Here is a 26442-nt window from a genome sequence, read left to right as displayed (position 1 = left end):
TCTTGTGCCGGGAGTGTTGCGGTCTAGGCTGGCGCGCATGAGCGAGCCCGGCGTCGAGCCCACGGACAGCACTCCCATCTCCACCTCTTCCGAGACCGGCGCCTCTCACCGCGACGATCGGGGCCGGCCGCAGCGGTCCGACGCTGCGTCGCCGGAGCACGGCAGCGACGCGGCGCCGACCGTCATCGTGCTGACCGAAGAGGCGCTCAAGGCCGTCGACGTCGACAAGATCGTGGCCATGCACCTGGAGGAGGGCGCCACCTACCGCGTGCTGGTGCCGGCCGACACCGACCGCAACGTGCTCTCCAGCTTCCTCGACCACCTCAGCCTCTTCGAGATGCGAGAGGCCCTCGACTCGCTACGGCCCGTCGACGGCACCGAGGCGCATGCCGACGCCGAGACCGCGCTCAGCACCACCCTGCGTGAGTTCGCGGCCCACGACGTCGCCGCCACCGGCGAGATCACCGCCGACGACCCCATGCCGACGCTCGTCGAGGAGGTCGCGAGGCTCGGCGCCCGAGAGGTCGTGGTCGTCACCGAGCCGCATGCGGTCGAGGACACCTTCCACACCGACTGGGCGTCCAAGGCCCGTGAGGCCCTCGGCCTCCCGGTGCTGCACATGTACGCGGGAGACTGGCGCCTGGGCTGACCCCCAGCCCCCCAGCCCCCCGCGTTCGCCTGGCGGAGATGACGCCGGCACGCTGGTGTCGGGGGAATGGCGTCGGGGAGATGGCGTGGCGGAGACGGCGTTCCTGCACCGATTTGGTAGGGACAGCGCGCCCCGGTACGCTTGAACACTGTGTCTGAGGCGCGTCCTCAGCATGCGCGATGACGGCTCCTGTGCCCTGTTCCTGCGGTTCCCCCGCCGGAGCACCACGAGTTGCCAGAGCACACCTCTTGCCGGGCAATCCACGCCCTCGATCGTTTTCGACCGAGGGCGCGGAGAATGCGGGGGAGAGCACCGCGCACCCACCGACCACGGCAGGTCACATCATGTGACACGCCCGACCTCGGGGGTGGGCGAAATGAACAAGGAGTCGGCCATCGGGCCGGCAGACCACCAGCAAACGTACGGAGAAACCAGGTTGCCTACCATCAACCAGCTGGTCCGAAAGGGCCGCCAGGACAAGGCCAACAAGGCCAAGACCCCGGCGCTCAAGGGCTCGCCCCAGCGTCGCGGCGTGTGCACCCGCGTCTACACCACCACCCCCAAGAAGCCGAACTCTGCCCTTCGCAAGGTGGCCCGCGTGCGCCTCTCGAGCGGTATCGAGGTCACGGCCTACATCCCGGGTGTCGGCCACAACCTGCAGGAGCACTCGATCGTGCTCGTGCGTGGCGGCCGGGTGAAGGACCTTCCCGGTGTGCGTTACAAGATCGTTCGCGGCACCCTCGACACTCAGGGCGTCAAGAACCGCAAGCAGGCTCGCAGCCTCTACGGCGCGAAGAAGGAGAAGAGCTGATGCCTCGTAAAGGACCCGCTCCGAAGCGCGTGCTCGTCGTCGACCCCGTCTACGCCAGCCCGCTCGTGACCCAGCTCGTCAACAAGATCCTCCTCGACGGCAAGAAGTCGATCGCCGAGACGATCGTCTACGGCGCACTCGAGGGCGTTCGCGCCAAGACCGGCACCGACCCCGTCGCCACGCTCAAGCGTGGGCTCGACAACGTCAAGCCGGCCATGGAGGTCAAGAGCCGCCGCGTCGGTGGCGCCACCTACCAGGTGCCGATCGAGGTCAAGCCGAACCGCTCCACGACGCTGGCCCTGCGCTGGTTGGTCGGCTACTCACGGCAGCGCCGTGAGAAGACGATGACCGAGCGCCTCATGAACGAGATCCTCGACGCGAGCAACGGCCTCGGTGCCGCGGTCAAGCGCCGTGAGGACACCCACAAGATGGCCGAGTCGAACAAGGCCTTCGCGCACTACCGCTGGTAGTCCGGCACCATCGATCTGCGTCGGATGCCGCTGAGCCGGCCACCACCCGCCAGCACAGCGGCATCCGCACCGGAACTGCCCGCCCCGTGACGTTGTCTCGGAGGCCGGGCCCCACAGTTTTGACTTCACGACGAATGAGACGAGAAACCTGACGTGGCACTCGACGTCCTGACGGACCTCAACAAGGTGCGCAACATCGGCATCATGGCGCACATCGACGCCGGCAAGACCACGGTGACGGAGCGCATCCTCTTCTACACCGGTGTCAACCACAAGATCGGCGAGACCCACGACGGTGCGTCGACGACGGACTGGATGGAGCAGGAGAAGGAACGCGGCATCACGATCACCTCCGCCGCCGTCACCTCCTTCTGGGAGGGCACCCAGATCAACATCATCGACACCCCCGGGCACGTCGACTTCACCGTCGAGGTGGAGCGTTCGCTTCGCGTGCTCGACGGCGCCGTCGCCGTCTTCGACGGCAAGGAAGGCGTCGAGCCGCAGTCCGAGACGGTGTGGCGCCAGGCCGACAAGTACGACGTGCCGCGCATCTGCTTCGTCAACAAGATGGACAAGCTCGGCGCCGACTTCTACTTCACCGTAGACACCATCAAGGAGCGCCTCGGCGCCGAACCCCTGGTGATGCAGCTTCCGATCGGGGCCGAGAACGACTTCGTCGGCGTCGTCGACCTCGTCTACATGCGCGCCCTCGTGTGGGAGGGCGACTCCAAGGGTGACGTCAGCATGGGCGCCAAGTACGAGATCCAGTCGATCCCGGCGAACCTGCAGGCCAAGGCCGAGGAGTACCGCACGGCCATGGTCGAGCGCGTCGCCGAGGCCGATGACGACCTCATGGAGAAGTACCTCGCCGGCGAGGAGCTGACCGAGGACGAGATCAAGGCCGGCATCCGCAAGCTCACCGTGAACTCCGATCTCTACCCGGTCTTCTGTGGTTCGGCGTTCAAGAACCGCGGTGTGCAGCCGATGCTGGATGCCGTCGTCGACTACCTGCCGTCGCCGCTCGACGTTCCCCCGATGATCGGTCACAAGCCGGGCAACGAGGAGGTCGAGCTGACGCGTGCCCCCAGCACGGAGGCGCCGTTCTCGGCCCTCGCGTTCAAGGTCGCGACGCACCCCTTCTTCGGCACGCTCACCTTCATCCGCGTCTACTCGGGGCACATCAGCTCGGGTACGAGCGTGATCAACTCGACCAAGGGCCGCAAGGAGCGCATCGGGAAGCTCTTCCAGATGCACGCCAATAAGGAGAACCCGGTCGAGGAGGCCATGGCCGGCCACATCTACGCGGCCATCGGTCTGAAGGACACCACGACCGGCGACACCCTCTCGGACATCAACGAGCAGATCGTGCTCGAGTCGATGACCTTCCCCGACCCCGTCATCCAGGTCGCCATCGAGCCCAAGACCAAGGGTGACCAGGAGAAGCTGGGCATGGCCATCCAGAAGCTGTCGGCCGAGGACCCCACCTTCCAGGTGCACCACGACGACGACACCGGCCAGACCATCATCGCCGGTATGGGCGAGCTGCACCTCGACATCCTGGTCGACCGCATGAAGCGCGAGTTCAAGGTCGAGGCCAACGTCGGCAAGCCCCAGGTGGCCTACCGCGAGACCATTCGGCGCCCGGTGCTCAAGTACGACTACACCCACAAGAAGCAGACGGGTGGGTCGGGCCAGTACGCCAAGATCCAGGTCAGCCTCGAGCCGCTCGGCGAGACCGAGGACGGCTCGATGTACGAGTTCGTCAACGGTGTCACCGGTGGCCGGGTGCCGCGCGAGTACATCCCGTCGGTCGACGCCGGCATCCAGGACGCCATGCAGTACGGCGTGCTCGCCGGCTACCAGCTCGTGGGTATCAAGGCGACCCTCGTCGACGGTGGCTACCACGACGTCGACTCCTCGGAGATGGCGTTCAAGATCGCCGGCTCGATGGCGCTCAAGGAGGCCGTGCGTCTGGCCGACCCCGTGCTGCTCGAGCCGATGATGGCCGTCGAGGTGCGCACGCCCGAGGACTACATGGGCGAGGTCATCGGCGACATCAACTCCCGTCGTGGCCAGATCCAGGCCATGGAGGACATCAGCGGAGCCAAGGTCATCAAGGGCATCGTCCCGCTGTCGGAGATGTTCGGGTACGTCGGTGACCTGCGGTCGAAGACCCAGGGTCGCGCCAACTACTCGATGGAGTTCCACTCCTACGCCGAGGTCCCCAAGGCTGTCGCCGAGGAGATCATCAAGAAAACCCGGGGCGAGTGACTACGGGACATCCCGTAGGCTCTTCACCGACTTACCGAGAAACACATCCACCAGCGCCCCGTCCAACCAAGAGGTCTGCGGCGTAACACAAGATAGTCCTGAGGAGGACCACAGTGGCGAAGGCAAAGTTCGAGCGGACCAAGCCGCACGTCAACATCGGCACCATTGGTCACATTGACCACGGTAAGACGACGCTGACGGCTGCGATTTCCAAGGTTCTGCACGACAAGTACCCCGACCTGAACCCCCAGTTCGCGTTCGAGGACATCGACAAGGCTCCCGAGGAGCGCCAGCGAGGCATCACGATCTCGATCGCGCACATCGAGTACCAGACCGAGGGTCGTCACTACGCGCACGTCGACTGCCCCGGTCACGCCGACTACGTCAAGAACATGATCACGGGTGCGGCCCAGATGGACGGTGCGATTCTCGTCGTCGCCGCCACCGACGGCCCGATGCCGCAGACGAAGGAGCACGTCCTGCTCGCGAAGCAGGTCGGTGTCCCGTTCATCGTCGTGGCGCTCAACAAGGCCGACATGGTCGACGACGAGGAGATCCTCGAGCTCGTCGAGATGGAGGTTCGTGAGCTGCTCTCGAACTACGAGTACCCCGGCGATGACCTCCCGGTCGTCAAGGTGTCGGCGCTGAAGGCGCTCGAGGGTGACGCCGAGTGGGGCAAGTCGGTTCTCGACCTCATGGACGCCGTCGACACGGCCATCCCGACGCCCGAGCGCGACATCGACAAGCCGTTCCTCATGCCCGTCGAGGACGTGTTCACGATCACCGGTCGTGGCACCGTCGTCACCGGTCGCATCGAGCGCGGCATCCTCAAGGTCAACGAGGAGGTCGAGATCGTCGGCATCCACACCGGTCCGCCGGCCAAGACCACCGTCACCGGTGTCGAGATGTTCCGCAAGCTGCTCGACGAGGGTCGGGCGGGCGAGAACGTCGGTCTGCTGCTTCGTGGCACCAAGCGCGAGGACGTCGAGCGCGGGCAGGTCATCTGCAAGCCGGGCTCGATCACGCCGCACACCGACTTCGAGGCTCAGGTCTACATCCTGTCCAAGGACGAGGGTGGCCGTCACACGCCGTTCTACGACAACTACCGTCCGCAGTTCTACTTCCGCACCACGGACGTCACGGGTGTCGTACACCTGCCCGAGGGCACCGAGATGGTCATGCCCGGTGACAACACCGACATGATCGTCGAGCTGATCCAGCCCATCGCCATGGAAGACGGCCTGAAGTTCGCCATCCGTGAGGGTGGACGCACGGTCGGCGCCGGCCGGGTCACCAAGATCCTCAAGTGATCTGACGCTGAACCGGCAGCACCAGCTTCATCGGCAGGGCCCGTTCCGCTTCGGCGGGGCGGGCCCTGCCGCTTGCACCCCTGCCGCCTGCCAATCCCAAGCCTGCGAGGTCAGGGAGCGGAGCCGGTGGTGTAGCGCACCTGTTGGGTCAGGTGGAGCAGGCCGTCGTCGCCGCGGTCGGCCTCGAGGGCCGTCTCGACGTCGTTGAGAACGTCGGGCAGGTCGCCGGGGGGTACGGCTTCCCAGAGCTGGCGAAGACCGAGCGTCATCGTCCAGGATCGCCAGGCCAGGGCATCAGGCAGCACCACCTCGAGAGGCTCGTCGTGGCTGTCGACCTCGAGCGCCCCGGCACGGTGGAACAGGGCCGACATGGAGGTGGTGCTCGCGAAGGGTCCGACTCGTCCCGACGTGCGGGCGTCGAGCAGCGCGGGTGGCGCGTACCGCAGCAGCACCGCTTCGGCTGCCGTCCACGCCGCATCGGTCGGGCCGAAGGTGCTGAGCCCGATGCGCCCACCGGGTCGCAGCAGGGACAGCCAGCGGGCGAAGGTGCGCTCGGGCTCGGGGTCGAAGAAGAGCACGAGGGATGCCGTGCCCACGTCGAACGATGCTGCCGCCAGGCGGTCAGGGGAGGCCTCCCCGACCTGCACCTCGAGGTGGGTGATCCCGCGATCGGCAGCCTCCGCCCGCAGCCGTTCGACCATGGCCGGTGACAGGTCGACGGCGCTCACGTGGCCCCGGGGGCCGACGGCCTCGAGCAGTGCGAAGCTCGCGGCGCCTCGACCGGAGCCGATGTCGATGGCGCGGTCGCCGGGGCGAGGGCGGGTCAGCTCGACCAGGCGCGCACCGATCGGGATGAACCACGGCACACCGCCCTGGTCGTAGCCGGCCGCGAGCTGGTCGAACAGGGCAGCGACGTGACCACGTCGCGCAGCGGCATCCATGTACGCATCGTCCTCCCTTCGGCCGCTCCGGTGTGCCCTTCGCGACGAGTCCTCGGCAGGGCCGCACCACCTCGGTGGGCCCGCTGCGGGTTAGGCTTACCTAAGACAGCCGCCCTTCCGGTGGCGACGACCGACCGAGAGAACCCATCGTGCCCAGCACCACCGCCTTGACCGTCACCTCCACCGAGGCGCTCAGCCCTGGGTTGGTGCGCGTCCATTTCCGCAGCGACGACCTCAGTGCCTTCGCCGGCAGCACCGCGACCGACCGCTACGTCAAGCTGGTCTTCGAGGGCGGCGAGGCGCCAGTTCTGCGCACCTACACGGCCATCGACCCCGACGTCGAGGCCGGCACCGTCGCGATCGACTTCGTCGTTCACGGCGACGAGGGTGTGGCCGGTCCCTGGGCGGCGCGAGCGACGCCGGGGGAGACGCTGGCCGCTCGTGGCCCCGGGGGCGGCTACGCCCCCGACCCGTCTGCTGCCTGGCACCTGCTCGTCGGCGACCAGTCGGCCCTCCCCGCGGTGGCGGCTGCGGTGGCGGCCCTCGGGGCGACTGCCGTGGGGTACGTCGTCGTCGAGGTGCCGGGTCGCGAGCACGAGATCGACCTTCGCGCTCCGGCCGGCATGGAGGTCAGCTGGGTCTACGCCGCGAGCGCCGAAGAGACGGTGGGCGACGACGCCGTCGCTGGGTCGCCCACCCTCGTCGACGCCGTGCGCGCGCTGCCGTGGCGCCCCGGGCGGGTGCAGGCCTTCGTCCACGGCGAAGCCCGTGCGGTCATGCACGGCATTCGGCCCTACCTGCTCACGGAGCGCGGAGTGCCGCGTGCTGACGCGTCGATCTCGGGCTACTGGCGACGTGGTCGTTCGGAGGAGTCGTTCCGGGTGTGGAAGTCCGAACTGGCGACGGCCGAGTCTGCAGCGGCCGGATAGGGTCGGGAAGCATGGCGCACTCGCTCGACACCGACACCGAAGCCCAGGCTCTGATCGACTACGTCGACTCCTCGCCGACGCCCTTCCACGCCTGTGAGCAGTCGGCTCGGCTGCTCTCGACGGCAGGCTTCAAGCAGGTGCGTGAGACCGACGCGTTCCCGACCGAGCCCGGTGCGCACTACCTGGCGCGCGGCGGCTCCCTCATCGCCTGGGACACCCGCGGCGCCCACGGCAGCGGCGCAGGCCCGGAAGCCGGGTTCCGGGTCGTCGGCGCCCACACCGACAGCCCCAACCTGCGGCTCAAGCCGCACACCGACCACGCCCGCGCCGGCTGGCAGATGCTCGCCGTCGAGCCCTACGGGGGCCTCATTCTCAACTCCTGGCTCGACCGAGACCTCGGCCTCGCGGGGCGGGTCGCCGTGCGAGCTGCCGACGGCGTCAACGGGGTCGCCACCCGGCTGTTCCACGACCGGCAGCCGCTGCTTCGGGTCGCTCAGCTCGCCATCCACCTCGACCGTAGCCAGAACGACGGGCTCAGCTTGAACAAGCAGCAGCACATGGAGCCGATCTGGGGGGTTGGCGACGAGCCGGGTGACATCACCGGCTACCTCGCCGAGCAGGTGGGTGTCGACCGCGAGGACGTGCTCTTCAGCGACGTCATGACCCACCCGGTGCAGCCGTCGGCCCGCATCGGTCGCCGTCGTGAGCTGATCGCGGCCCCGCGTCTCGACAACCTCGCGACCTCGTACGCCGGCACCCGGGCGCTCGTCGACGCCGTCGACGGAACGGGGTCGAACGGTGCCGGGCACTCACAGGTGCCGGTGCTCGTGCTGTTCGACCATGAGGAGATCGGCAGCACCTCCGAGCGAGGCGCCATGTCGACCTTGCTGCCCTCGGTGCTCGAGCGCATCGTCACCGCGGGGGGCGGCTCCCGCGACGACTACTGGCGAGCGCTGGCCGCGACCGTGATCGCCTCGGGCGACATGGGCCATGCCACCCACCCCAACTACGCCGACCGGCACGAGCCCCTGCACCACATCGCGGTGAACGCCGGCCCCGTGCTGAAGGTCAACACCAACCTGCGTTACGCCACCGACTCGATCGGCGCGGCGGCGTTCCGGCTCGCCTGCGAGCAGGCGGGGGTGCCCATGCAGACCTTCGTCTCTCGCAGCGACCTGCCGTGTGGTTCGACCGTGGGGCCGATGACGGCCGCCCTCACCGGCGCCACGACGGTCGACTTCGGCGCAGCGACCCTCTCGATGCACAGTGCCCGCGAGCTGTGTGGCGCCCACGACCCGGCCATGTACGCCGCGGCGCTCTCGGCCTTCCTGGCTCCCGCGCGCTGAGCAAGGTTCGAACGCGCGGGTGGTGGCGGTGGTGGGCGCAGTGCGATGATGACGATGTGAACCCGCTCGGGTCGACCACCCGCCCCACCCTGATCTTCGACGGCGACTGTGCGTTCTGCACGAGCACAGCCCGGTTCACCAAGCGATGGGTCGACCGGCGCGACCGCTACGAGGTGCGGCCGTGGCAGGAGCTCGACCTCGAGTCGGTCGGCCTGAGCGCCGACGACTGCGAGGCGGCCGCCCAGTTCGTGACGGCATCCGGCTCGATCCGCTCGGGGCATCGCGCCATCGCGAGCGCGGCCACGCACGGCGCCTACGGCTGGCGGCCCGTCGGTTACCTCATCATGGCGCCCGGCGTGAGCCGCGTCGCGGCCCGGGCCTACACCTGGGTGGCTGCGCATCGTCACCAGCTGCCGGGGGGCACGGCGGCGTGCGCCGCACCCCGACGTGGATGACGTCGCGCGAGGCCCCCATCCCAGCGATGAGGCGCGCGCAGTGGCCGACCCGCAGGGTGCGGATCGGCCTCCGGGCAGCACGGCGTCAGGGCGTGCCGGCTCGGGTCAGCACGAGAGCGCGAGGGTGAAGTAGGAGTCGACCATCGCGCCGGCCTGGTCCGTCACTCCCACGACGACCTGGTTGGCGCCACCGGCGCCCACGCTGGCGGAGGGGTCGTTGTTGGTGGCCCAGGTGATCGAGTTCGTCGCGGCGCCACAGCCGGTCACGTCACGGTCGAAGGTGACCGTGTACATGCCCACCCCGGTGCGGGCGATGCCCACGACCCCCGATGCGATGCTCTGGTAGACGGCCCCGTTCGAAGCCACGGCCACGTAGGGGCTGGAGACGTAGTAGCCGGCCACGTCGGCGAACAGGTGGGCCGAGCCCCCGGTGCGCAGCACGAACGACGGGTTGCCGGCCCTGATCTTGAGCGTGACCATGTTCGCGACCGCGCCGGACTTGTCGAAGTTGACGAGCGACGCGGCCGGCACCGCAGAGCCGTAGGAGTAGCCCTTCACGTAGCCGGCCGAACCTCCGCTCGAGATGGCACCGACGTTGAGCGCCAGCGCTTTCGCGTAGGACGGGATGCCGCATCCGCCGCTCGCGCCGCCCTGGGCTCCCAGCCCGCCCACGGCCGAGAAGTTGCGGGCGGCGTTGCTCACGACCCCGCCCACCACGCGGGTGTCGAGCATCCGGCACGGCGCGACCGGCACGAGCTTCAGCTCGCTGCCCGAAGGCAGCGCGGCCGTCAATGCCGTCGATGCCGGAGAGCCTGTTGACCCGGCTGGCGCGCTGCCCCTCGCCGTGCTCGCGGCTCCGGTAGGCAACGGGTTGGCCGTACCGGCCCCGTCTGCAGCCATCGCGACGCCGGCTCCGCTCAGGGCGAGCACAGCGGCTGCTGCGGTGATGACGCGGCCTGGGGTGCGCATGAGGTTCATCGACTGCTCCCTGCAAGTAGGGGGCGGCCGTTGGGGACGCCCTGGGGAACAGGGCGGCTTCGGCGTCGATTTGATACATGAGCACGGCCTCTGGCACACTGACCAGGTTGCTTGACGCGCGTTGCTGACCCATGTCAGCCACGCCACCCCTTGTGGTTACGAGACTGTGTGTGCGGTTTGCACTCATGTCTCCGCCGCCGGACTCGTTTCGAGGCCCGAGGGAAGCGCAGGCAGCCCGGTTCGGCCGGGCACTCCACCAGTGAAGTGGCACTCAGGTGCGAACTTTCCACCGCGGAGCGGGCGCGACACGCCCGACCTCGGGGGTCGGTAGGGCCAAGGGAACCGGCAGTACGAGTACGGCGAGAGAGAGACGTAACCTCAGATGGCGGGACAGAAGATCCGCATCCGGTTGAAGTCGTATGACCACGAGGTCATCGACAACTCGGCCCGGAAGATCGTTGACACGGTGACGCGCGCTGGCGCGACCGTGGTAGGCCCGGTTCCCCTGCCGACGGAGAAGAACGTCTTCGTCGTCATCCGGTCGCCGCACAAGTACAAGGACAGCCGCGAGCACTTCGAGATGCGCACCCACAAGCGCCTCATCGACATCATCGACCCGACGCCCAAGGCTGTCGACTCGTTGATGCGTCTCGACCTGCCGGCGGACGTCAACATCGAGATCAAGCTCTGAGGCGGTAGTTGACATGACGACCATTGCTCAGAACTCCGTTGCCCAGAAGACCGTGAAGGGTGTGCTCGGCCAGAAGCTCGGCATGACCCAGGTCTGGGACGCCGACAACCGCCTCGTGCCCGTCACCGTGGTCCAGGCCGGCCCCTGCGTCGTGACGCAGGTGCGCGCCGACGCGACCGACGGCTATTCCGCCGTGCAGATCGCCTTCGGGGCGATCGACCCGCGCAAGGTGAACAAGCCGATGACCGGTCACTTCGAGAAGGCCGGCGTCACGCCGCGCCGCCACCTCGTCGAGCTGCGCACGGCTGACGCCAGTGACTACGCGCTCGGCCAGGAGGTCACCGCCGAGGTGTTCGCGGCCGGCCAGCGCATCGACGCCACCGGCACCACCAAGGGCAAGGGCTTCGCCGGTGTGATGAAGCGTCACGGCTTCCACGGCGTGTCCTCCTCCCACGGTTCGCACAAGAACCACCGCAAGCCGGGTTCCATCGGCGGCTGCTCCACGCCGGGCCGTGTCTTCAAGGGCATGCGCATGGCCGGCCGCATGGGTGGCGAGCGCCAGACCACCCAGAACCTCCAGATCCACGCCGTTGACGCCGACAAGAGCCTGCTGCTCATCAAGGGTGCCGTTCCCGGCCCCCGCGGTGGCATCGTCCTCATCCGCACGGCTGCGAAGGGTGCAACCTCATGACCACCAATACCCAGGACCTGCCTGCCGAGTTCTTCGACGTCCCGACGAACGTGCCGCTGATCCACCAGGTGGTCGTGGCTCAGCTCGCCGCCGCTCGTCAGGGCACGCACTCCACCAAGACCCGCGGCGAGGTGCGCGGTGGTGGGCGCAAGCCCTACCGCCAGAAGGGCACCGGTCGCGCCCGTCAGGGCTCGACCCGCGCACCGCAGTTCGCCGGCGGTGGCGTGGTGCACGGCCCCAAGCCGCGCGACTACTCCCAGCGCACCCCCAAGAAGATGAAGGCTGCCGCCCTGCGCGGCGCCCTCTCCGACCGGGCCCGCTTCGGGCGCATCCATGTCGTCGAGTCCGTCGTCACCGGGGAGGCGCCGTCGATCAAGGGCGCCCGCGCCCTGCTGGCGGGGTTGACCGAGCGGCCGAACCTGCTCGTCGTGCTCACCCGCGACGACGAGGTCTCGATGAAGTCGGTGCGCAACCTGAGCAGCGTGCACGTGTTGTTCGCCGACCAGCTCAACACCTACGACGTGCTCTGCGCCGACGACGTGATCTTCACCCAGGCCGCCCTGGATGCCTTCGTCGCCGGTCCCGTCAAAATCGACAAGTCTGCCGACAAGGAGGCCTCCAAGTGAGCATCCACACCAAGGACCCCCGCGACATCCTGATCGCACCGGTCGTGTCGGAGAAGTCGTACGGGCTGCTCGACGAGGGCAAGTACACCTTCATCGTCGACCCGCGCGCGAACAAGACCGAGATCAAGATCGCCATCGAGGCCATCTTCGACGTCAAGGTCGACAAGGTGCACACCCTGAACCGCAAGGGCAAGAGCCGGCGCACCCGCTTCGGCCTCGGCAAGCGCAAGGACACCAAGCGTGCGATCGTCTCTCTCCGCGAGGGCTCGATCGACATCTTCGGTGCCGGCGCCTGAGCTCGACGAAGAATCGTAAGGACTTAACGAACATGGGAATCCGAAAGTACAAGCCGACCACGCCGGGCCGTCGTGGCTCGTCGGTCGCAGACTTCGTCGAGATCACGCGTTCCACCCCGGAGAAGTCGCTGGTTCGCCCGCTGACGAAGTCGGGTGGCCGCAACAACGCCGGTCGCATCACGACCCGTCACATCGGTGGCGGTCACAAGCGCGCCTACCGTGTCATCGACTTCCGTCGCCATGACAAGGACGGCGTCCCCGCCAAGGTCGCTCACATCGAGTACGACCCCAACCGCACGGCGCGCATCGCGCTCGTGCAGTACGCCGACGGCGAGAAGCGCTACATCCTGGCGCCGAACCGCATGAAGCAGGGCGACCCCATCGAGAACGGCCCGGGCGCCGACATCAAGCCCGGCAACTCGCTGCCGATGCGCAACATCCCGGTCGGTACGGTCATCCACGCCATCGAGCTTCGGCCCGGAGGTGGCGCCAAGATCGCCCGCTCCGCCGGCACCCGCGTGCAGCTCGTCGCCAAGGAGGGTCCCTACGCTCAGCTGCGGATGCCGTCCGGCGAGATCCGCAACGTCGATGTTCGCTGCCGCGCCACCATCGGCGAGGTCGGCAACGCCGAGCAGAGCAACATCAACTGGGGCAAGGCCGGCCGCATGCGCTGGAAGGGCAAGCGCCCGTCCGTGCGTGGCGTGGCCATGAACCCGGTCGACCACCCGCACGGTGGTGGTGAGGGCAAGACGTCCGGTGGACGTCACCCCGTCAGCCCCTGGGGTCAGGCCGAAGGCCGCACCCGCAAGGGACACAAGGAAAGCGACAAGCTCATCGTGCGTCGCCGCCGTACTGGCAAGAAGCGCTGATAAGGAGCCTTTGGAATGCCTCGTAGCCTGAAGAAGGGCCCCTTCATCGACGACCACCTTCAGAAGAAGGTGGACGCGCAGAACGAAGCGGGTACCAAGACCGTCATCAAGACCTGGTCGCGCCGTTCGGTCATCAGCCCGGACATGCTCGGTCACACGTTCGCCGTGCACGACGGCCGCAAGCACGTCCCGGTGTTCGTCACCGAGTCGATGGTCGGCCACAAGCTCGGTGAGTTCGCGCCGACGCGCACGTTCAAGGGTCACATCAAGGACGACAAGAAGGGTCGTCGTCGCTGATGGCCACCCCGATGAAGTCTCAGACCAGCCAAGAAACCAGGGAAGCAATGGAAGCCAAGGCTTCGGCGCGGCACGTCCGCGTCAGCCCGCAGAAGGCTCGCCGTGTCGTGGACCTGATCCGCGGCAAGGCCGCCACCGACGCCGTCACCGTGCTCAAGTTCGCCCCGCAGGCGGCCTCCGAGCCCGTTCAGAAGGTGCTCGAGAGCGCCATTGCGAACGCCCGGGTCCGGGCCGACCGTGAGTCGGTCGCCTTCGACGAGCGCACCCTCGTGATCACCGCGGCCTTCGTCGACGAAGGCCCCACCATGAAGCGATTCCGTCCGCGGGCCCAGGGCCGCGCCGGCCGGATCAACAAGCGCACGAGCCACATCACCGTGGTCGTGTCTTCGCCTGAGAAGAAGAAGGGAGCCCGCTGATGGGTCAGAAGGTCAACCCCCACGGCTTCCGTCTGGGCATCACCACCGACCACACGAGCCACTGGTTCGCTGACTCGACCAAGGTCGGCCAGCGCTACAGCGACTACGTCAAGGAAGATGTCTCGATCCGTCGCCTGATGGAGAAGGGCATGGAGCGCGCCGGCATCGCCAAGGTCGAGATCGAGCGCACCCGTGACCGAGTCCGCGTCGACATCCACACCGCGCGTCCGGGCATCGTCATCGGCCGCCGCGGCGCCGAGGCCGACCGCATCCGCGGAGAGCTCGAGAAGCTCACCGGCAAGCAGGTTCAGCTGAACATCCTCGAGGTCAAGAACCCCGAGATGGACAGCCAGCTCGTCGCCCAGGGCATCGCCGAGCAGCTGGCCGCCCGGGTGTCGTTCCGTCGCGCCATGCGCAAGGGAATGCAGTCGGCCCAGCGGGCCGGAGCCAAGGGCATCCGCGTGCAGGTCTCCGGTCGCCTCAACGGCGCCGAGATGAGCCGCACGGAGTTCTATCGTGAGGGCCGCGTTCCCCTGCACACCCTGCGTGCGCAGATCGACTACGGCTTCTACGAGGCCCGCACCACCTTCGGCCGCATCGGCGTCAAGGTGTGGATCTACAAGGGCGACATGACGGCGAAGGAGCTCGCGGCCCAGCAGGCCGCCGCCCCGCGCCCGTCGCGTGGCCCGCGTCGTGACGGTGCCGACCGACCGAACCGCGCCCGTCGTGGCGAGCGTGAGAACGCCGGTTCGAGTGCACCGGCAACTGAGGCAGCTGCTCCCGAGACCGCTCCGGCGGCCGCGGCGCCCGCAGCTGAGAATGGGCAGGCCTGACCATGTTGATTCCCCGTCGAGTCAAGCACCGCAAGCAGCACCACCCGAACCGCCACGGTGCGGCCAAGGGCGGCACCACGATCGCGTTCGGCGACTACGGCATCCAGGCTCTCGAGCCGGCCTACGTCACCAACCGTCAGATCGAGTCTGCGCGTATCGCGATGACCCGTTACATGAAGCGTGGCGGCAAGGTGTGGATCAACATCTACCCCGACCGTCCGATCACCAAGAAGCCGGCCGAGACCCGGATGGGTTCCGGTAAGGGCTCACCCGAGTGGTGGGTGGCGAACGTCAAGCCGGGCCGCGTCATGTTCGAGCTGGCAGGCGTGACCGAGCCGGTGGCCCGCGAGGCGCTTCGCCTCGCGATGCACAAGCTCCCCATGAAGTGCCGGTTCATCCAGCGTGAGGGTGGTGACATCTGATGGCAGTCGGAACCAAGGACCTCGCGAGCGAGGCGCTGCGAGCTCTTGACGACCTCAAGCTCGCCGACGAGCTGACCAAGGCCAAGTCCGAGCTGTTCAACCTTCGTTTCCAGTCGGCCACCGGCCAGCTGGACAACCACGGCCGCCTGCGCGCCGTGAAGAAGGACATCGCCCGGATCTACACCGAGATGCGCGAGCGCGAGCTCGGTATCGGCTCGGCGCCCTCGCCCGTTGCGACTGCAGCGGCGACCTCCAAGTCCAAGGACGAGGAGAAGGCTGACAAGAAGGCGGCGAAGGCCGAGAAGAAGAAGGCCAAGGCCGATGAGGAGGCTGACGCATGAGCGAGCAGGACCAGGCCGTGACGGCCACCGAGAGCGACACAGCGGTCAAGACCGCCGGTGAGCGCAACCACCGCAAGACCCGTCAGGGTTACGTGGTGAGCGACAAGATGGACAAGACCGTGGTCGTCGAGGTCGAGGACCGCGTCAAGCACCCGCTCTACGGCAAGGTCATCCGTCGTACCAGCAAGGTCAAGGCCCACGACGAGAAGAACGACGCCGGGGTGGGTGACCGCGTGCTCATCATGGAGACCCGTCCGCTGTCGGCGACCAAGCGCTGGCGCATCGTCGAGATCCTCGAGAAGGCCAAGTAGTCACGCTCGTCGGGCTCTGCCCAACGAGTCACCCTCAGCCACCCGTGTGGCTGGGACCGAGTCAGTCGCCAGCCGTTCGCGGACGCCGACCGGCTCGCACCACAGACACCGTTCCATTCAGTTCGGCAAGGCTCTCGATCAAGGCGCGCTCAGCGCGGATTGACCAAGAGAACCGGCACGACGACAGGAGTTAGACAGTGATTCAGCAGGAGTCGCGACTGCGCGTCGCCGACAACACCGGTGCGAAGGAGATCCTTTGCATCCGTGTTCTCGGCGGTTCGGGCCGTCGGTACGCCGGCATCGGTGACACCATCGTGGCCACCGTCAAGGACGCCATCCCCGGTGGCAACGTCAAGAAGGGCGACGTCGTCAAGGCGGTCATCGTCCGGACCGTCAAGGAGCGTCGCCGCGCCGACGGTTCCTACATCAAGTTCGACGAGAACGCAGCGGTGATCCTCAAGACCGACGGTGACCCCCGCGGCACCCGGATCTTCGGCCCGGTGGGTCGTGAGCTGCGCGAGAAGAAGTTCATGAAGATCATCTCGCTGGCGCCGGAGGTGCTGTGAACATGGCCAAGACGTCCATCAGCAAGATGAAGATCAAGAAGGGTGACCTGGTTCAGGTCATCTCCGGTCGCACCCAGAGCAACGGCGGCGACCGCGGCAAGCAGGGCAAGGTCATCGCGGTCTACCCCGAGACCCAGCGCGTGCTGGTCGAGGGCATCAACCGGGTCACCAAGCACGTCAAGGCCGGGGCCACCAGCCGCGGCACACGTACCGGTGGCCTGACCCACACCGAGGCCGCGATCCACGTGAGCAACGTGGCCGTCGTCGACCCCGAGTCGAAGAAGCCGACCCGCATCAAGACGCGGGTCGAGACCGTCGACCGCGGCGGCCGCCAGAAGGCGTCCCGCGTGCGGGTGGCAGTCAAGTCGGACAAGGATCTCTGAGCATGACTGAAACCATCACCGCTGACAGCCCCCAGACGGGTGGCCAGCCCCGCCTCAAGGCCCGCTACCAGAGCGAGATCAAGCCCGCCCTGCTCGACCAGTTCGCCTACGGCAACTCGATGCAGGTTCCCGGCGTCGTCAAGGTCGTCGTGAACATGGGCGTCGGTGACGCCGCCAAGGACAGCAAGCTGATCGAGGGCGCCGTCAAGGACCTCACGGCCATCACCGGTCAGAAGCCGGTCGTGACCAAGGCTCGCAAGTCGATCGCCCAGTTCAAGCTGCGTGAGGGGATGCCGATCGGCGCCCACACGACGCTGCGCGGCGACCGGATGTGGGAGTTCCTCGACCGCCTCGTGTCGATCGCTCTCCCGCGTATCCGCGACTTCCGCGGCCTCTCGCCGAAGCAGTTCGACGGTCGCGGCAACTACACCTTCGGTCTCACCGAGCAGTCGGTGTTCCACGAGATCGACCAGGACCGCATCGACCGGGTCCGTGGCATGGACATCACCGTGGTCACCACGGCGACCAACGATGACGAGGGTCGCGCGCTGCTGAAGCAGCTCGGCTTCCCCTTCAAGGAGAACTGACATGGCCAAGACCGCACTGGTCAACAAGGCGAACCGAAAGCCGAAGTTCAAGGTCCGCGGCTACACCCGCTGCCAGCGGTGCGGGCGTCCGCGCTCGGTGTACCGCAAGTTCGGCGTCTGCCGGATCTGCCTTCGCGAGATGGCCCACGCCGGCGAGCTGCCGGGCGTGACCAAGAGCTCCTGGTAAGACCACGGCTCGGCAGGTCAGCCCCGTGAGGGGCGGCGCCCGCCGAGCACCTCGAAACACCTGCTTGACTCCTAATCAGCAACGAACACCGTAGGTCGACCACATGCGACCCGACGACATTGCGTCGCTCGTCTCGCACCTGGCGCAAGCCCAGGTCGAAACCCCGGTGAGGAAGGGCGGAGAGCCCACATGACCATGACAGACCCGATTGCGGACATGCTGACCCGCGTCCGGAACGCCAACTCGGCGCACCACGACGTCGTCTCCATGCCGTACTCCAAGCTCAAGAAGAACATCGCCGAGATCCTCCAGTCCGAGGGCTACATCGCCTCGTGGAAGATCGAGGAGGCCACCGTCGGCCAGACCCTGACCATCGACCTCAAGTACGGCCCCAACCGTGAGCGTTCGATCGCCGGGGTTCGCCGGGTCAGCAAGCCCGGACTGCGCGTCTACGCCAAGTCGACCAACCTGCCCAAGGTGCTCGGCGGGCTCGGCGTTGCCATCCTGTCGACCTCGACGGGCCTGCTCACGGACCGTCAGGCACACGAGAAGGGCGTGGGTGGGGAAGTCCTCGCCTACGTCTGGTAAGGACCACTGACATGTCTCGAATCGGACGACTCCCGGTCTCCATCCCCTCGGGTGTGGACATCAACGTCAACGGCCAGGCCGTCACGGTCAAGGGCCCCAAGGGCGAACTAGCCCTGATGGTCCCCGAGCCGATCACCGTCGCGCGCGCTGAGGCGACGCTCGAGGTCAGCCGGCCCAACGACGAGCGCGACTCGCGTTCGTTGCACGGGCTGACGCGCTCGCTCATCAACAACATGGTTCTCGGGGTCACCGAGGGCTACGAGAAGAAGATGGAGATCCACGGCACGGGTTACCGCGTCGCGGTCAAGGGTTCCACCCTGGAGTTCTCGCTCGGATTCTCACACCCCGTCGTCATCGAAGCCCCCGCCGGCATCAACTTCGCCGTCGAGAACCCGACCCGCTTCTCGGTGCAGGGCATCGACAAGCAGCTCGTCGGTGAGGTCGCGGCGAACATCCGCAAGCTGCGCAAGCCCGACCCGTACAAGGGCAAGGGCGTTCGCTACGCAGGCGAGCAGATCCGTCGCAAGGTCGGAAAGGCCGGTAAGTAAGCCATGGCAATGATCATCAAGCGCGGCAAGACCAAGGTCGCCGCACGTACCCGCCGCCAGATCCGCGGCCGCAAGAAGATCGCCGGTACCACGGCCAGGCCCCGTCTCGTCGTGTCCCGCTCGAGCCGTCACCTCTTCGTCCAGGTCGTCGACGACACGGTCGGCAAGACCGTCGCGTCGGCGTCGACCATGGAGGCCGACCTGCGCGCGTTCGAGGGTGACAAGACGGCCAAGGCCAAGCGCGTCGGCGAGCTCGTCGCAGCTCGGGCCAAGGATGCCGGCATCGAAGCCGTCGTGTTCGACCGTGGCGGAAACAAGTACCACGGTCGTGTCGCGGCCATCGCCGAGGGCGCCCGCGAAGGCGGTCTGTCCCTGTGAGCAACCACGTGAACGCAATTGTTGAGATGAGGAACAGCTGATGCCCGGACAGCAGCGTCGAGGCGGCGGTGTCGGAGGCCCCGCCACAGGCGGCGAGCGCACCGAGCGCGGAGACCGTCGTGATGGCCGCGGTGGCCGCGACGGTCGCGACAACCGCGATCAGGACAAGAACCAGTACGTCGAGCGCGTCGTGACGATCAACCGTGTCTCCAAGGTCGTCAAGGGTGGCCGTCGCTTCAGCTTCACCGCCCTCGTCGTCGTCGGTGACGGAGACGGCACCGTCGGTGTCGGCTACGGCAAGGCCAAGGAAGTTCCCGCGGCCATCGCCAAGGGTGTCGAGGAGGCCAAGAAGAACTTCTTCAAGGTTCCGCGCATCCAGGGCACCATCCCGCACCCCGTGCAGGGTGAGGCCGCCGCTGGTGTGGTCCTGCTGCGCCCCGCGGCGCCCGGTACCGGTGTCATCGCCGGCGGTCCGGTGCGTGCGGTGCTCGAGTGCGCCGGCATCCACGACGTGCTGAGCAAGTCGCTGGGATCCTCCAACGCCATCAACATCGTGCACGCAACGGCCCAGGCCCTGCGTGACCTCGAGCGCCCCGAGTCGGTCGCCGCGCGCCGCGGCAAGACCCTCGAGGAGGTGGCCCCGGCCGCCATGCTCCGGGCCCGGGCCGCCGGCATCGCCGACGCCAAGGCCTCCAAGGCGGGTGCCTGATGGCTCGTCTTAAGGTGACCCAGACCCGTTCCGAGATCGGCGGCAAGCAGAACCAGCGTGACACGCTGCGCAGCCTCGGTCTGAAGCGCATTGGCGACGTCGTCGTCAAGGAGGACCGTCCCGAGATCCGCGGGATGGTCAACACGGTGACGCACCTCGTCGCCGTCGAGGAGGTTGACTGACATGTCTGACCAGACTGCCGACAAGAAGTCCGGTGCTTCGGCATCGGGCGAGTCCGCGCTGAAGATCCACCACCTGCGTCCGGCCCCCGGAGCCAAGACCGCCAAGACCCGGGTGGGTCGCGGTGAGGGCTCCAAGGGCAAGACCGCCGGTCGCGGCACCAAGGGCACCAAGGCCCGCTACCAGGTTCCCGAGCGCTTCGAGGGCGGCTCCATGCCGCTGCACATGCGTATCCCGAAGCTGCGTGGGTTCAAGAACCCGTTCCGCACCGAGTACCAGGTCGTGAACCTCGACCGGCTCGAGCTGCTGTTCCCCGAGGGTGGCCAGGTCTCGGTCGATGACCTCGTCGCCAAGGGTGCCGTTCGTGACGGCTTCCCGGTGAAGGTGCTCGGCACGGGTGAGATCACCGTCAAGGTGGACATCGTGGCGAACCGGTTCTCGGCCTCCGCCAAGGAGAAGATCGAGGCCGCCGGCGGCTCGGTCACCTCGCTCAGCGGCGAGTGACCGACCGGACAAACAGCGCCACACAGCGCCCCGGGAGCTCTCCGCACCGACCGACGTCAGGTCGGTCATCGCGGAAGAGTTCCCGGGGCGCTGCCGCTTTGAGTTAACCTTCGACGGATTGCACGACTTGTACGCCGCGCCTCGAGCGTGGCACCAGGAGGACCAGTGTTTGCCGCTTTCGTTCGCGCGTTCCGTACCCCGGACCTGCGCAAGAAGCTGCTCTTCACGATCGGCATACTCGCGCTCTTCCGGCTCGGGTCACACATGCCGACGCCGGGAGTGAGCTACGGCCTCGTGCAGGCCTGCCTCGCCGATGGGCAGAAGGCCGGAGGAAGCGACCAGAGCGGTCTGCTCAGCCTGGCGAACCTGTTCAGCGGCGGCGCGCTGCTCCAGCTGTCGGTCTTTGCGCTCGGCATCATGCCCTACATCACGGCGAGCATCATCGTGCAGCTGTTGACGGTCGTAATTCCGAAGTTCGAGGCCCTCAAGGAGGAGGGGCAGGCCGGGCAGACCAAGATGACGCAGTACACGCGGTACCTGACGATCGGTCTGGCGGTGCTGCAGAGCTCGACGCTCGTCACCTTCGCCCGCAACCCCTCCGCCCTGTTCGGCGGGTCGTGCGAGAACATCCTCACCGACAGCTCGAGCCTGACCATCGTGATCATGGTGCTCACCATGACCGCCGGTACCGGCCTCATCATGTGGTTCGGCGAGCTCGTCACCGACAAGGGTGTCGGCAACGGCATGTCGCTGCTCATCTTCACCTCGATCGCCGCCGGGTTCCCCAGCTCGTTGTGGTCGATCAAGGAGAACAAGGGCTGGGGCACCTTCCTCGGCATCCTGCTGATGGGCATGTTCGTGATCGCCGCCGTCGTCTACGTCGAGCAGTCCCAGCGCCGCATCCCGGTGCAGTACGCGAAGCGGATGGTCGGTCGCCGAGAGTACGGCGGCACTTCCACCTACATCCCGCTCAAGGTCAACATGGCCAACGTGATCCCGGTGATCTTCGCCAGCTCGCTGCTGGCCCTGCCGGGCCTGGTGGCCCAGTTCAACGCCGGGTCGGGGGAGCCGCCGGCCTGGGTGGCGTGGGTGCAGGAGAACCTGCAACGCGGTGACAAGCCGATCTACATGCTCGTGTACGTCACGCTCATCGTCTTCTTCACCTTCTTCTACGTCTCGATCACGTTCAACCCGACCGAGGTCGCCGACAACATGAAGAAGTACGGCGGGTTCATCCCCGGCATCCGGGCGGGTCGCCCGACCGCCGAGTACCTCAACTACGTGTTGACCCGCATCACCGTGGTGGGGGCCATCTACCTGGCCCTCGTCTCGCTCATCCCGCTCGTCGCGCTCGTGGCGGTGGGAGCCAACCAGAACTTCCCGTTCGGTGGCACCTCGATCATCATCGTCGTCGGGGTCGGCCTCGAGACGGTCAAGCAGATCGAGGCGCAGCTGCAGCAGCGTCACTACGAAGGGTTCCTGCGCTGACCATGAGGCTGATCATTCTCGGACCGCCCGGTGCGGGCAAAGGCACCCAGGCGGCACGCATCGCGGAGCGCCTCGGGATCCCGGCCATCTCGACCGGCGACATCTTCCGGTCGAACATCAAGAACCAGACCGAGCTCGGACGGCGCGTCGAGGCGATCCTCGCCGCGGGCGGGTACGTGCCCGACGAGGTGACCAACGAGATCGTCGACGACCGACTGACGTGGGCCGACGCCGAGAACGGCTTCCTGCTCGACGGCTTCCCGCGCACCGCCCCCCAGGTCGAGGCGCTCGAGCAGATGCTGTCGCGGCACGGCCACGCGCTGGATGCCGTGCTCGAGCTGACGGTAGACGAGGAGGCCGTGGTCGAGCGACTGCTCAAGCGGGCCGCCACCGAGGGCCGGGCCGATGACACCGAGTCGGTCATCCGCGAGCGACAGGCGATCTACCGTCGCGAGACCGCCCCTCTCGCCGACCATTACCAGCAGGCCGGGCTCCTCGTGCAGGTCGACGGCATGGGCGCTGTGGACGAGGTCACCGACCGCGTCATCGACGCGCTGCCGGCTCACTGAAGCGGCAGACCACCATGTTCAAACGCCGCAAGCTGCAGGGCCGCACCGATGAGCAGCTGTTGCTTATGCGTACTGCCGGACTGCTCGTCGGGCGCACCCTCGAGATGCTGCGCGCAGAGGTGCGCGAGGGTGTCACGACGCTCGAGCTCGACCGGCTGGCGGAAGCGTTCATCCGTGACCACGGCGGCATCCCGAACTTCCAGCTCGTGCCCGGCTACGCCAACACGGTGTGCACGAGCGTCAACGAGGAGGTCGTGCACGGCATCCCCGGCGCGCGCGTGCTCAGCAACGGTGACGTGCTCTCGATCGACTGCGGCGCCGAGATCGACGGCTGGAACGGCGACGCGGCGATCACCACGGTGGTCGGCGGACGGGAGGCCGGTGCGGGCGACGACCTGGCGCTCATCGACGCGACCGAGGCGAGCCTCTACGCCGGCATTGCGGCGATGCAGGTGGGGGGGCGCCTGTACGCCATCGGTGATGCGGTCGAGGCGAGCGTGCGCGCGGCCGCTGAACGTGACGGCCGCGTCTACGGCGTCATCGACGAGTACGTCGGCCACGGCATCGGAACCAAGATGCACATGGACCCCCAGATCCCGAACTATGCGGTGACCGAGACGGGCCCGAAGCTGGTCGACGGGTTCACCGGTGCGATCGAGCCGATGGTGACCCTCGGCACGACCGACACGAAGGTGCTCGGTGACGACTGGACCGTCGTGACGACTGACGGTTCTCGGTCTGCGCACTGGGAGCACTCGGTCGCGGTGCGTGAGGACGGGCTCTGGATCCTCACCGCCATCGACGGCGGGCAGTCCGTGCTCGCCGCGCACGGAGCGGCCTACGCGCCGATCGACGCAGGCGCCGCCGGCCCCGGCGAAGGCCCGCGATAGCGTCTGCGGGTGAGCCTTCCCCGCAGCACCCCATCAGCCCAGGGAGTCGACGCCGCCGGACTGCGTGACTTCGTCGTCGCCCTCGAGAACGAGGGCCTGGCACCGCACAGCTTCATGCTCGCTCGACACGGGCAGGTCGTCGCCGAGGGCTGGTGGCACCCGTATGCCGCTGACCGGCCGGCGCTCGTCTACTCGCTCTCGAAGACGGTGACCGCCACCGCCGTGGGCCTGCTCGTCGACGAAGGCCGGCTCTCGCTCGATGCCCCGGTGCTGGAGTTCTTCCCGGAGATCGACCGGGGCGAGGTTGCCCCGCTCTGGGGTGAGGTGCTCGTCAAGCACTGCCTGTCGATGACCGTCGGACACGAGGTCGACGCCTGGCAGGAGGTGGCTCGACGGGGTCGCTCGACGTGGTCGGGGGCGCCCGGCTCCGAGGCGGTGGCCGGTGACGACGGGGTGCGGCACGTCTTCGCGACGACGCCGACGGCGAGGCCCGGCACCCTGTTCACCTACAACCAGGTGGCCACCTACCTGCTGTCGCGCATTGTCGCTCGGGTCACCGGGTCCGGCGTGGTCGACGTGCTGAAGGGCCGGCTCCTGAGTGACCTCGGGGTCGATGACATCCCCTGGGATCGAGACCCGCAAGGGCACGAGCTCGGGTTCAGCGGCGCCCACCTGACCACCGAGGCCATCCTCACCCTGGCCCAGCTCTACCTCGGCGGCGGTGTTCTCGGCGACCGGCGGGTGCTGTCGAAGCAGTGGTGTGACGAGGCGACGACCAGGTTCGGCCCGACCGACCTGCGGCCGGGCGTCAACCCCGACTGGGCCCGCGGCTACGGCTTCTCCTTCTGGATGCAGCAGGTCGGCTATCGGGGCGATGGCGCCTACGGACAGTTCCTGGTGGTGCTTCCCGAGCACGACGTCGCGCTGGCCGTCACGTCCGAGCACGAGAACATGCAGGCCACCCTCGACCTCGTGTGGCGCCACCTGCTGCCCGCCTTCGACCGGTCCGGGTCGAGCGCCGCCGACGCCGAGCTGGTCGAGCTGCTGGCCGCTCGCCGGATCGAGCCGCTGACCGATGGCTCGGCCGCGGGCGAAGACGTCTCGCTGGAGCGCGCGTCCGGCTCCGACCTGTCGAGGCGGTACACGGGTGCGTCGGTCAGGCGCGACGGCTCGAGCTGGGTGCTCGACCTGCGTCGCGACGAACAGGTCATGGCGGTGCGCGTGGGGTCAGGGGAGTGGGCGGCGTCGACGCTGAGGTCGGATGGCTACGAGCTGCCCGTGGTCGCCAGCGGCGGCTGGCGCGACGCCGACACCTTCGTGGCCGACGTCATCGTCATCGAGACGCCGCACCGCTTCCACGTCGAGGGTCGCCGTTCGACGGGCGAGGTGGGTCTGCGGTGGCGTCTGATGCCCCTGAACGGGCCCGACCCGCTTGACCTCGCAGTGCGCCGCTCCGACTGAGCGCCCGGCCCTGCAGACCGCATCGGTGTCCGTGATCCGGACCAGACCATGGCCTGCCTGCTTCGTCGCGAGAATGAGGGCTTCCGACCCGAGGAGACGACGTGGCTGCGCTCGACCCACACCTGCAGGAGATCTACGAGGTCGTGCTGCGCCGCAACCCCGGTGAGGCCGAGTTCCACCAGGCGGTGCTCGAGGTGTTCGAGTCGCTGGGCCCGGTCGTGCTCAAGCGGCCTGAGTACGTCGAGTCCCGCGTGCTCGAGCGACTCTGCGAGCCGGAGCGTCAGGTCATCTTCCGGGTGCCGTGGATCGACGACTCGGGTCGGATCGAGATCAACCGTGGCTTCCGGGTCGAGTTCAGCTCGGTGCTCGGGCCGTTCAAGGGCGGCCTGCGCTTCCACCCCAGCGTCAACCTCGGCATCGTGAAGTTTCTGGGTTTCGAGCAGATCTTCAAGAACGCCCTGACGGGGATGCCCATCGGCGGCGGCAAGGGCGGTAGTGACTTCGACCCCAAGGGCCGAAGTGACCGAGAGGTCATGGCGTTCTGTCAGTCGTTCATGACCGAGCTCTACCGCCACATCGGCGAGTACACCGACGTTCCGGCGGGTGACATCGGCGTCGGGGGCCGCGAGATCGGCTACCTGTTCGGGCAGTACAAGCGGATCACCAACCTCTACGAGTCAGGCGTGCTCACCGGTAAGGGCCTCGGCTGGGGCGGTTCGCGAGTGCGCAAGGAGGCTACCGGCTACGGCACCGTGTTCTTCGCCCAGGAGATGCTGCGCGCCCGGGGCGACTCGTTCGACGGCAAGCGCGTCGTCGTCTCCGGCTCGGGCAACGTCGCGATCTACGCGGTCGAGATGGCCCAGCGGCTCGGGGCCACCGTCGTCGCCTGCTCCGACTCGTCGGGTTACGTCGTCGACGAGAGCGGCCTCGATCTCGAGCTGCTCAAGCAGGTGAAGGAGGTCGACCGTGGCCGGCTCGCCGACTACGCCGCCGGTCGTCCCGGCGCGACGCTCGTCACCGACGGCAGCATCTGGCACGTCGACTGCGACGTGGCCCTGCCCTGCGCCACCCAGAACGAGCTCGACGAGGATGCCGCCATCAGCCTCGTCAAGCACGGGGTGTCGGTCGTCGCCGAAGGGGCCAACATGCCCACGACGCGGGCCGCGACCCGCGTGCTGCTCGACGCCGACGTGCTGTTCGCGCCCGGTAAGGCCGCCAACGCCGGTGGCGTGGCCACCTCGGCGCTCGAGATGCAGCAGAACGCCTCGCGCGACTCCTGGACCCACGAGTACACCCAGGAGCGGCTCGAGGGCATCATGCGTGGCATCCACGAGCGGTGTGCAGGTTCGGCCGACGAGTTCGGCGCCCCCGGCAACTACGTCGTGGGCGCGAACACCTCCTCGTTCGTTCAGCTCGCCGATGCGGTGCTGGCCCTGGGCGTGATCTGAGGG

36 protein-coding genes are annotated in these 26442 nt (G+C 67.7%); 34 read left to right on the top strand and 2 right to left on the bottom strand.

Features of this window, described 5'->3' with window-relative positions; translation table 11 throughout:
• Positions 1-37 precede the first annotated feature (37 nt).
• The 5 genes from BA895_RS08895 (at position 38) to tuf (ending at position 5511) form a co-directional block, all read left to right on the top strand.
• Positions 38-649, top strand: a complete 612-nt coding sequence (locus tag BA895_RS08895) for a hypothetical protein (RefSeq protein WP_254666396.1) — start codon at positions 38-40, stop codon at positions 647-649.
• Between the two features lie 436 nt (positions 650-1085).
• On the top strand, positions 1086-1460 hold the full coding sequence (gene rpsL, locus BA895_RS08890) for a 30S ribosomal protein S12 (RefSeq protein ID WP_070191595.1): 375 nt from the start codon (positions 1086-1088) through the stop codon (positions 1458-1460).
• A complete protein-coding gene (gene rpsG, locus BA895_RS08885) occupies positions 1460-1930 on the top strand; it encodes a 30S ribosomal protein S7 (protein WP_070191546.1) in 471 nt (156 codons plus the stop codon). Before rpsL ends, rpsG begins: the two co-directional genes overlap by 1 nt.
• Before the next feature lie 153 nt (positions 1931-2083).
• Positions 2084-4201, top strand: a complete 2118-nt coding sequence (gene fusA, locus BA895_RS08880; RefSeq protein WP_070191545.1) for an elongation factor G — start codon at positions 2084-2086, stop codon at positions 4199-4201.
• A 113-nt stretch (positions 4202-4314) separates the two neighbouring features.
• A complete protein-coding gene (gene tuf / locus BA895_RS08875) occupies positions 4315-5511 on the top strand; it encodes an elongation factor Tu (RefSeq protein ID WP_070191544.1) in 1197 nt (398 codons plus the stop codon).
• Between the two features lie 110 nt (positions 5512-5621).
• On the opposite strand, the gene BA895_RS08870 is transcribed toward tuf, so the two are convergent.
• Complete coding sequence (locus tag BA895_RS08870) at positions 5622-6452, bottom strand: class I SAM-dependent methyltransferase (protein ID WP_070191543.1); 831 nt, start codon at positions 6450-6452, stop codon at positions 5622-5624.
• 149 nt (positions 6453-6601) lie between these two features.
• Here BA895_RS08870 and BA895_RS08865 point away from each other — a divergent pair, with 149 nt between their 5' ends.
• The 3 genes from BA895_RS08865 to BA895_RS08855 are packed head-to-tail and all read left to right on the top strand — an operon-like array spanning position 6602 to position 9182.
• Complete coding sequence (locus tag BA895_RS08865) at positions 6602-7381, top strand: siderophore-interacting protein (protein ID WP_254666395.1); 780 nt, start codon at positions 6602-6604, stop codon at positions 7379-7381.
• A gap of 11 nt (positions 7382-7392) precedes the next feature.
• Entirely contained in the window at positions 7393-8727 is a 1335-nt protein-coding gene (locus BA895_RS08860; RefSeq protein ID WP_070191541.1) for a M18 family aminopeptidase, read from the top strand.
• A 56-nt stretch (positions 8728-8783) separates the two neighbouring features.
• A complete protein-coding gene (locus tag BA895_RS08855) occupies positions 8784-9182 on the top strand; it encodes a thiol-disulfide oxidoreductase DCC family protein (RefSeq protein ID WP_070191540.1) in 399 nt (132 codons plus the stop codon).
• 105 nt (positions 9183-9287) lie between these two features.
• Here BA895_RS08855 and BA895_RS08850 read toward each other — a convergent pair whose 3' ends face one another.
• Entirely contained in the window at positions 9288-10160 is an 873-nt protein-coding gene (locus BA895_RS08850) for a hypothetical protein (RefSeq protein ID WP_139142580.1), read from the bottom strand.
• A gap of 382 nt (positions 10161-10542) precedes the next feature.
• Between BA895_RS08850 and rpsJ the strand changes: the two genes are divergently transcribed.
• The 26 genes from rpsJ to gdhA all read left to right on the top strand — a co-directional run bounded on the left by rpsJ (position 10543) and on the right by gdhA (position 26439).
• On the top strand, positions 10543-10851 hold the full coding sequence (rpsJ, locus tag BA895_RS08845) for a 30S ribosomal protein S10 (protein WP_009775966.1): 309 nt from the start codon (positions 10543-10545) through the stop codon (positions 10849-10851).
• A 13-nt stretch (positions 10852-10864) separates the two neighbouring features.
• Positions 10865-11542 carry a 50S ribosomal protein L3 gene (rplC, locus tag BA895_RS08840; RefSeq protein ID WP_070191538.1) on the top strand — a complete coding sequence of 226 codons (678 nt, stop codon included), beginning with the start codon at positions 10865-10867 and terminating at the stop codon, positions 11540-11542.
• Entirely contained in the window at positions 11539-12168 is a 630-nt protein-coding gene (gene rplD, locus BA895_RS08835; RefSeq protein WP_070191537.1) for a 50S ribosomal protein L4, read from the top strand. Before rplC ends, rplD begins: the two co-directional genes overlap by 4 nt.
• Positions 12165-12464, top strand: a complete 300-nt coding sequence (gene rplW / locus BA895_RS08830) for a 50S ribosomal protein L23 (protein ID WP_070191536.1) — start codon at positions 12165-12167, stop codon at positions 12462-12464. The genes rplD and rplW overlap by 4 nt, the downstream gene beginning before the upstream one ends.
• 32 nt (positions 12465-12496) lie before the next feature.
• Positions 12497-13333, top strand: a complete 837-nt coding sequence (rplB, locus tag BA895_RS08825) for a 50S ribosomal protein L2 (protein ID WP_070191535.1) — start codon at positions 12497-12499, stop codon at positions 13331-13333.
• Positions 13334-13348: 15 nt separating this feature from the next.
• Entirely contained in the window at positions 13349-13630 is a 282-nt protein-coding gene (gene rpsS, locus BA895_RS08820) for a 30S ribosomal protein S19 (protein ID WP_070191534.1), read from the top strand.
• 47 nt (positions 13631-13677) lie between these two features.
• Entirely contained in the window at positions 13678-14046 is a 369-nt protein-coding gene (gene rplV / locus BA895_RS08815; RefSeq protein ID WP_070191533.1) for a 50S ribosomal protein L22, read from the top strand.
• Positions 14046-14879, top strand: coding sequence for a 30S ribosomal protein S3 (gene rpsC / locus BA895_RS08810; RefSeq protein ID WP_070191532.1), 834 nt, complete (start codon positions 14046-14048; stop codon positions 14877-14879). Before rplV ends, rpsC begins: the two co-directional genes overlap by 1 nt.
• Positions 14880-14881: 2 nt before the next feature.
• On the top strand, positions 14882-15301 hold the full coding sequence (gene rplP / locus BA895_RS08805) for a 50S ribosomal protein L16 (RefSeq protein ID WP_070191531.1): 420 nt from the start codon (positions 14882-14884) through the stop codon (positions 15299-15301).
• The gene (rpmC, locus tag BA895_RS24795; protein ID WP_070191530.1) at positions 15301-15642 is read left to right on the top strand and encodes a 50S ribosomal protein L29; all 342 of its coding nucleotides are present in this window, start codon (positions 15301-15303) and stop codon (positions 15640-15642) included. The genes rplP and rpmC overlap by 1 nt, the downstream gene beginning before the upstream one ends.
• The gene (gene rpsQ / locus BA895_RS08795) at positions 15639-15953 is read left to right on the top strand and encodes a 30S ribosomal protein S17 (protein ID WP_070191529.1); all 315 of its coding nucleotides are present in this window, start codon (positions 15639-15641) and stop codon (positions 15951-15953) included. The genes rpmC and rpsQ overlap by 4 nt, the downstream gene beginning before the upstream one ends.
• Positions 15954-16150: 197 nt before the next feature.
• On the top strand, positions 16151-16519 hold the full coding sequence (rplN, locus tag BA895_RS08790; RefSeq protein WP_070191528.1) for a 50S ribosomal protein L14: 369 nt from the start codon (positions 16151-16153) through the stop codon (positions 16517-16519).
• Between the two features lie 2 nt (positions 16520-16521).
• Complete coding sequence (gene rplX / locus BA895_RS08785; RefSeq protein ID WP_070191527.1) at positions 16522-16902, top strand: 50S ribosomal protein L24; 381 nt, start codon at positions 16522-16524, stop codon at positions 16900-16902.
• Positions 16903-16904: 2 nt separating this feature from the next.
• Entirely contained in the window at positions 16905-17489 is a 585-nt protein-coding gene (gene rplE, locus BA895_RS08780; protein ID WP_070191526.1) for a 50S ribosomal protein L5, read from the top strand.
• 1 nt (position 17490) lies between these two features.
• Positions 17491-17676: a type Z 30S ribosomal protein S14 gene (locus BA895_RS08775; RefSeq protein WP_070191525.1), complete on the top strand. Its 186-nt coding sequence runs from the start codon at positions 17491-17493 to the stop codon at positions 17674-17676.
• A 189-nt stretch (positions 17677-17865) separates the two neighbouring features.
• Positions 17866-18264: a 30S ribosomal protein S8 gene (gene rpsH / locus BA895_RS08770; RefSeq protein WP_070191524.1), complete on the top strand. Its 399-nt coding sequence runs from the start codon at positions 17866-17868 to the stop codon at positions 18262-18264.
• Positions 18265-18275: 11 nt separating this feature from the next.
• Complete coding sequence (rplF, locus tag BA895_RS08765; protein WP_070191523.1) at positions 18276-18812, top strand: 50S ribosomal protein L6; 537 nt, start codon at positions 18276-18278, stop codon at positions 18810-18812.
• A gap of 3 nt (positions 18813-18815) precedes the next feature.
• Positions 18816-19190, top strand: coding sequence for a 50S ribosomal protein L18 (rplR, locus tag BA895_RS08760; RefSeq protein ID WP_070191522.1), 375 nt, complete (start codon positions 18816-18818; stop codon positions 19188-19190).
• 40 nt (positions 19191-19230) lie between these two features.
• Positions 19231-19899 (top strand): 30S ribosomal protein S5, encoded by a 669-nt coding sequence (gene rpsE / locus BA895_RS08755; RefSeq protein ID WP_070191521.1) that lies wholly within the window; start codon positions 19231-19233, stop codon positions 19897-19899.
• Positions 19899-20081: a 50S ribosomal protein L30 gene (rpmD, locus tag BA895_RS08750; protein ID WP_070191520.1), complete on the top strand. Its 183-nt coding sequence runs from the start codon at positions 19899-19901 to the stop codon at positions 20079-20081. Before rpsE ends, rpmD begins: the two co-directional genes overlap by 1 nt.
• 1 nt (position 20082) lies before the next feature.
• The gene (gene rplO / locus BA895_RS08745) at positions 20083-20583 is read left to right on the top strand and encodes a 50S ribosomal protein L15 (RefSeq protein WP_070191519.1); all 501 of its coding nucleotides are present in this window, start codon (positions 20083-20085) and stop codon (positions 20581-20583) included.
• A 165-nt stretch (positions 20584-20748) separates the two neighbouring features.
• Entirely contained in the window at positions 20749-22071 is a 1323-nt protein-coding gene (gene secY / locus BA895_RS08740) for a preprotein translocase subunit SecY (RefSeq protein ID WP_070191518.1), read from the top strand.
• A 2-nt stretch (positions 22072-22073) separates the two neighbouring features.
• Positions 22074-22640, top strand: coding sequence for an adenylate kinase (locus tag BA895_RS08735; protein WP_070191517.1), 567 nt, complete (start codon positions 22074-22076; stop codon positions 22638-22640).
• Positions 22641-22654: 14 nt separating this feature from the next.
• Positions 22655-23530 (top strand): type I methionyl aminopeptidase, encoded by an 876-nt coding sequence (gene map / locus BA895_RS08730; RefSeq protein ID WP_070191516.1) that lies wholly within the window; start codon positions 22655-22657, stop codon positions 23528-23530.
• 9 nt (positions 23531-23539) lie between these two features.
• On the top strand, positions 23540-24991 hold the full coding sequence (locus tag BA895_RS08725; protein WP_083283147.1) for a serine hydrolase: 1452 nt from the start codon (positions 23540-23542) through the stop codon (positions 24989-24991).
• A 101-nt stretch (positions 24992-25092) separates the two neighbouring features.
• Positions 25093-26439 carry an NADP-specific glutamate dehydrogenase gene (gdhA, locus tag BA895_RS08720; protein ID WP_070191514.1) on the top strand — a complete coding sequence of 449 codons (1347 nt, stop codon included), beginning with the start codon at positions 25093-25095 and terminating at the stop codon, positions 26437-26439.
• The last annotated feature ends 3 nt before the right edge of the window (positions 26440-26442 follow it).

Origin of the sequence: Humibacillus sp. DSM 29435 (assembly GCF_001758225.1) — a bacterium.
Taxonomy (GTDB): domain Bacteria; phylum Actinomycetota; class Actinomycetes; order Actinomycetales; family Dermatophilaceae; genus DSM-29435.
Note: the sequence above shows the minus strand (reverse complement) of the source record. Positions and strands in the feature narration are given on the sequence as shown.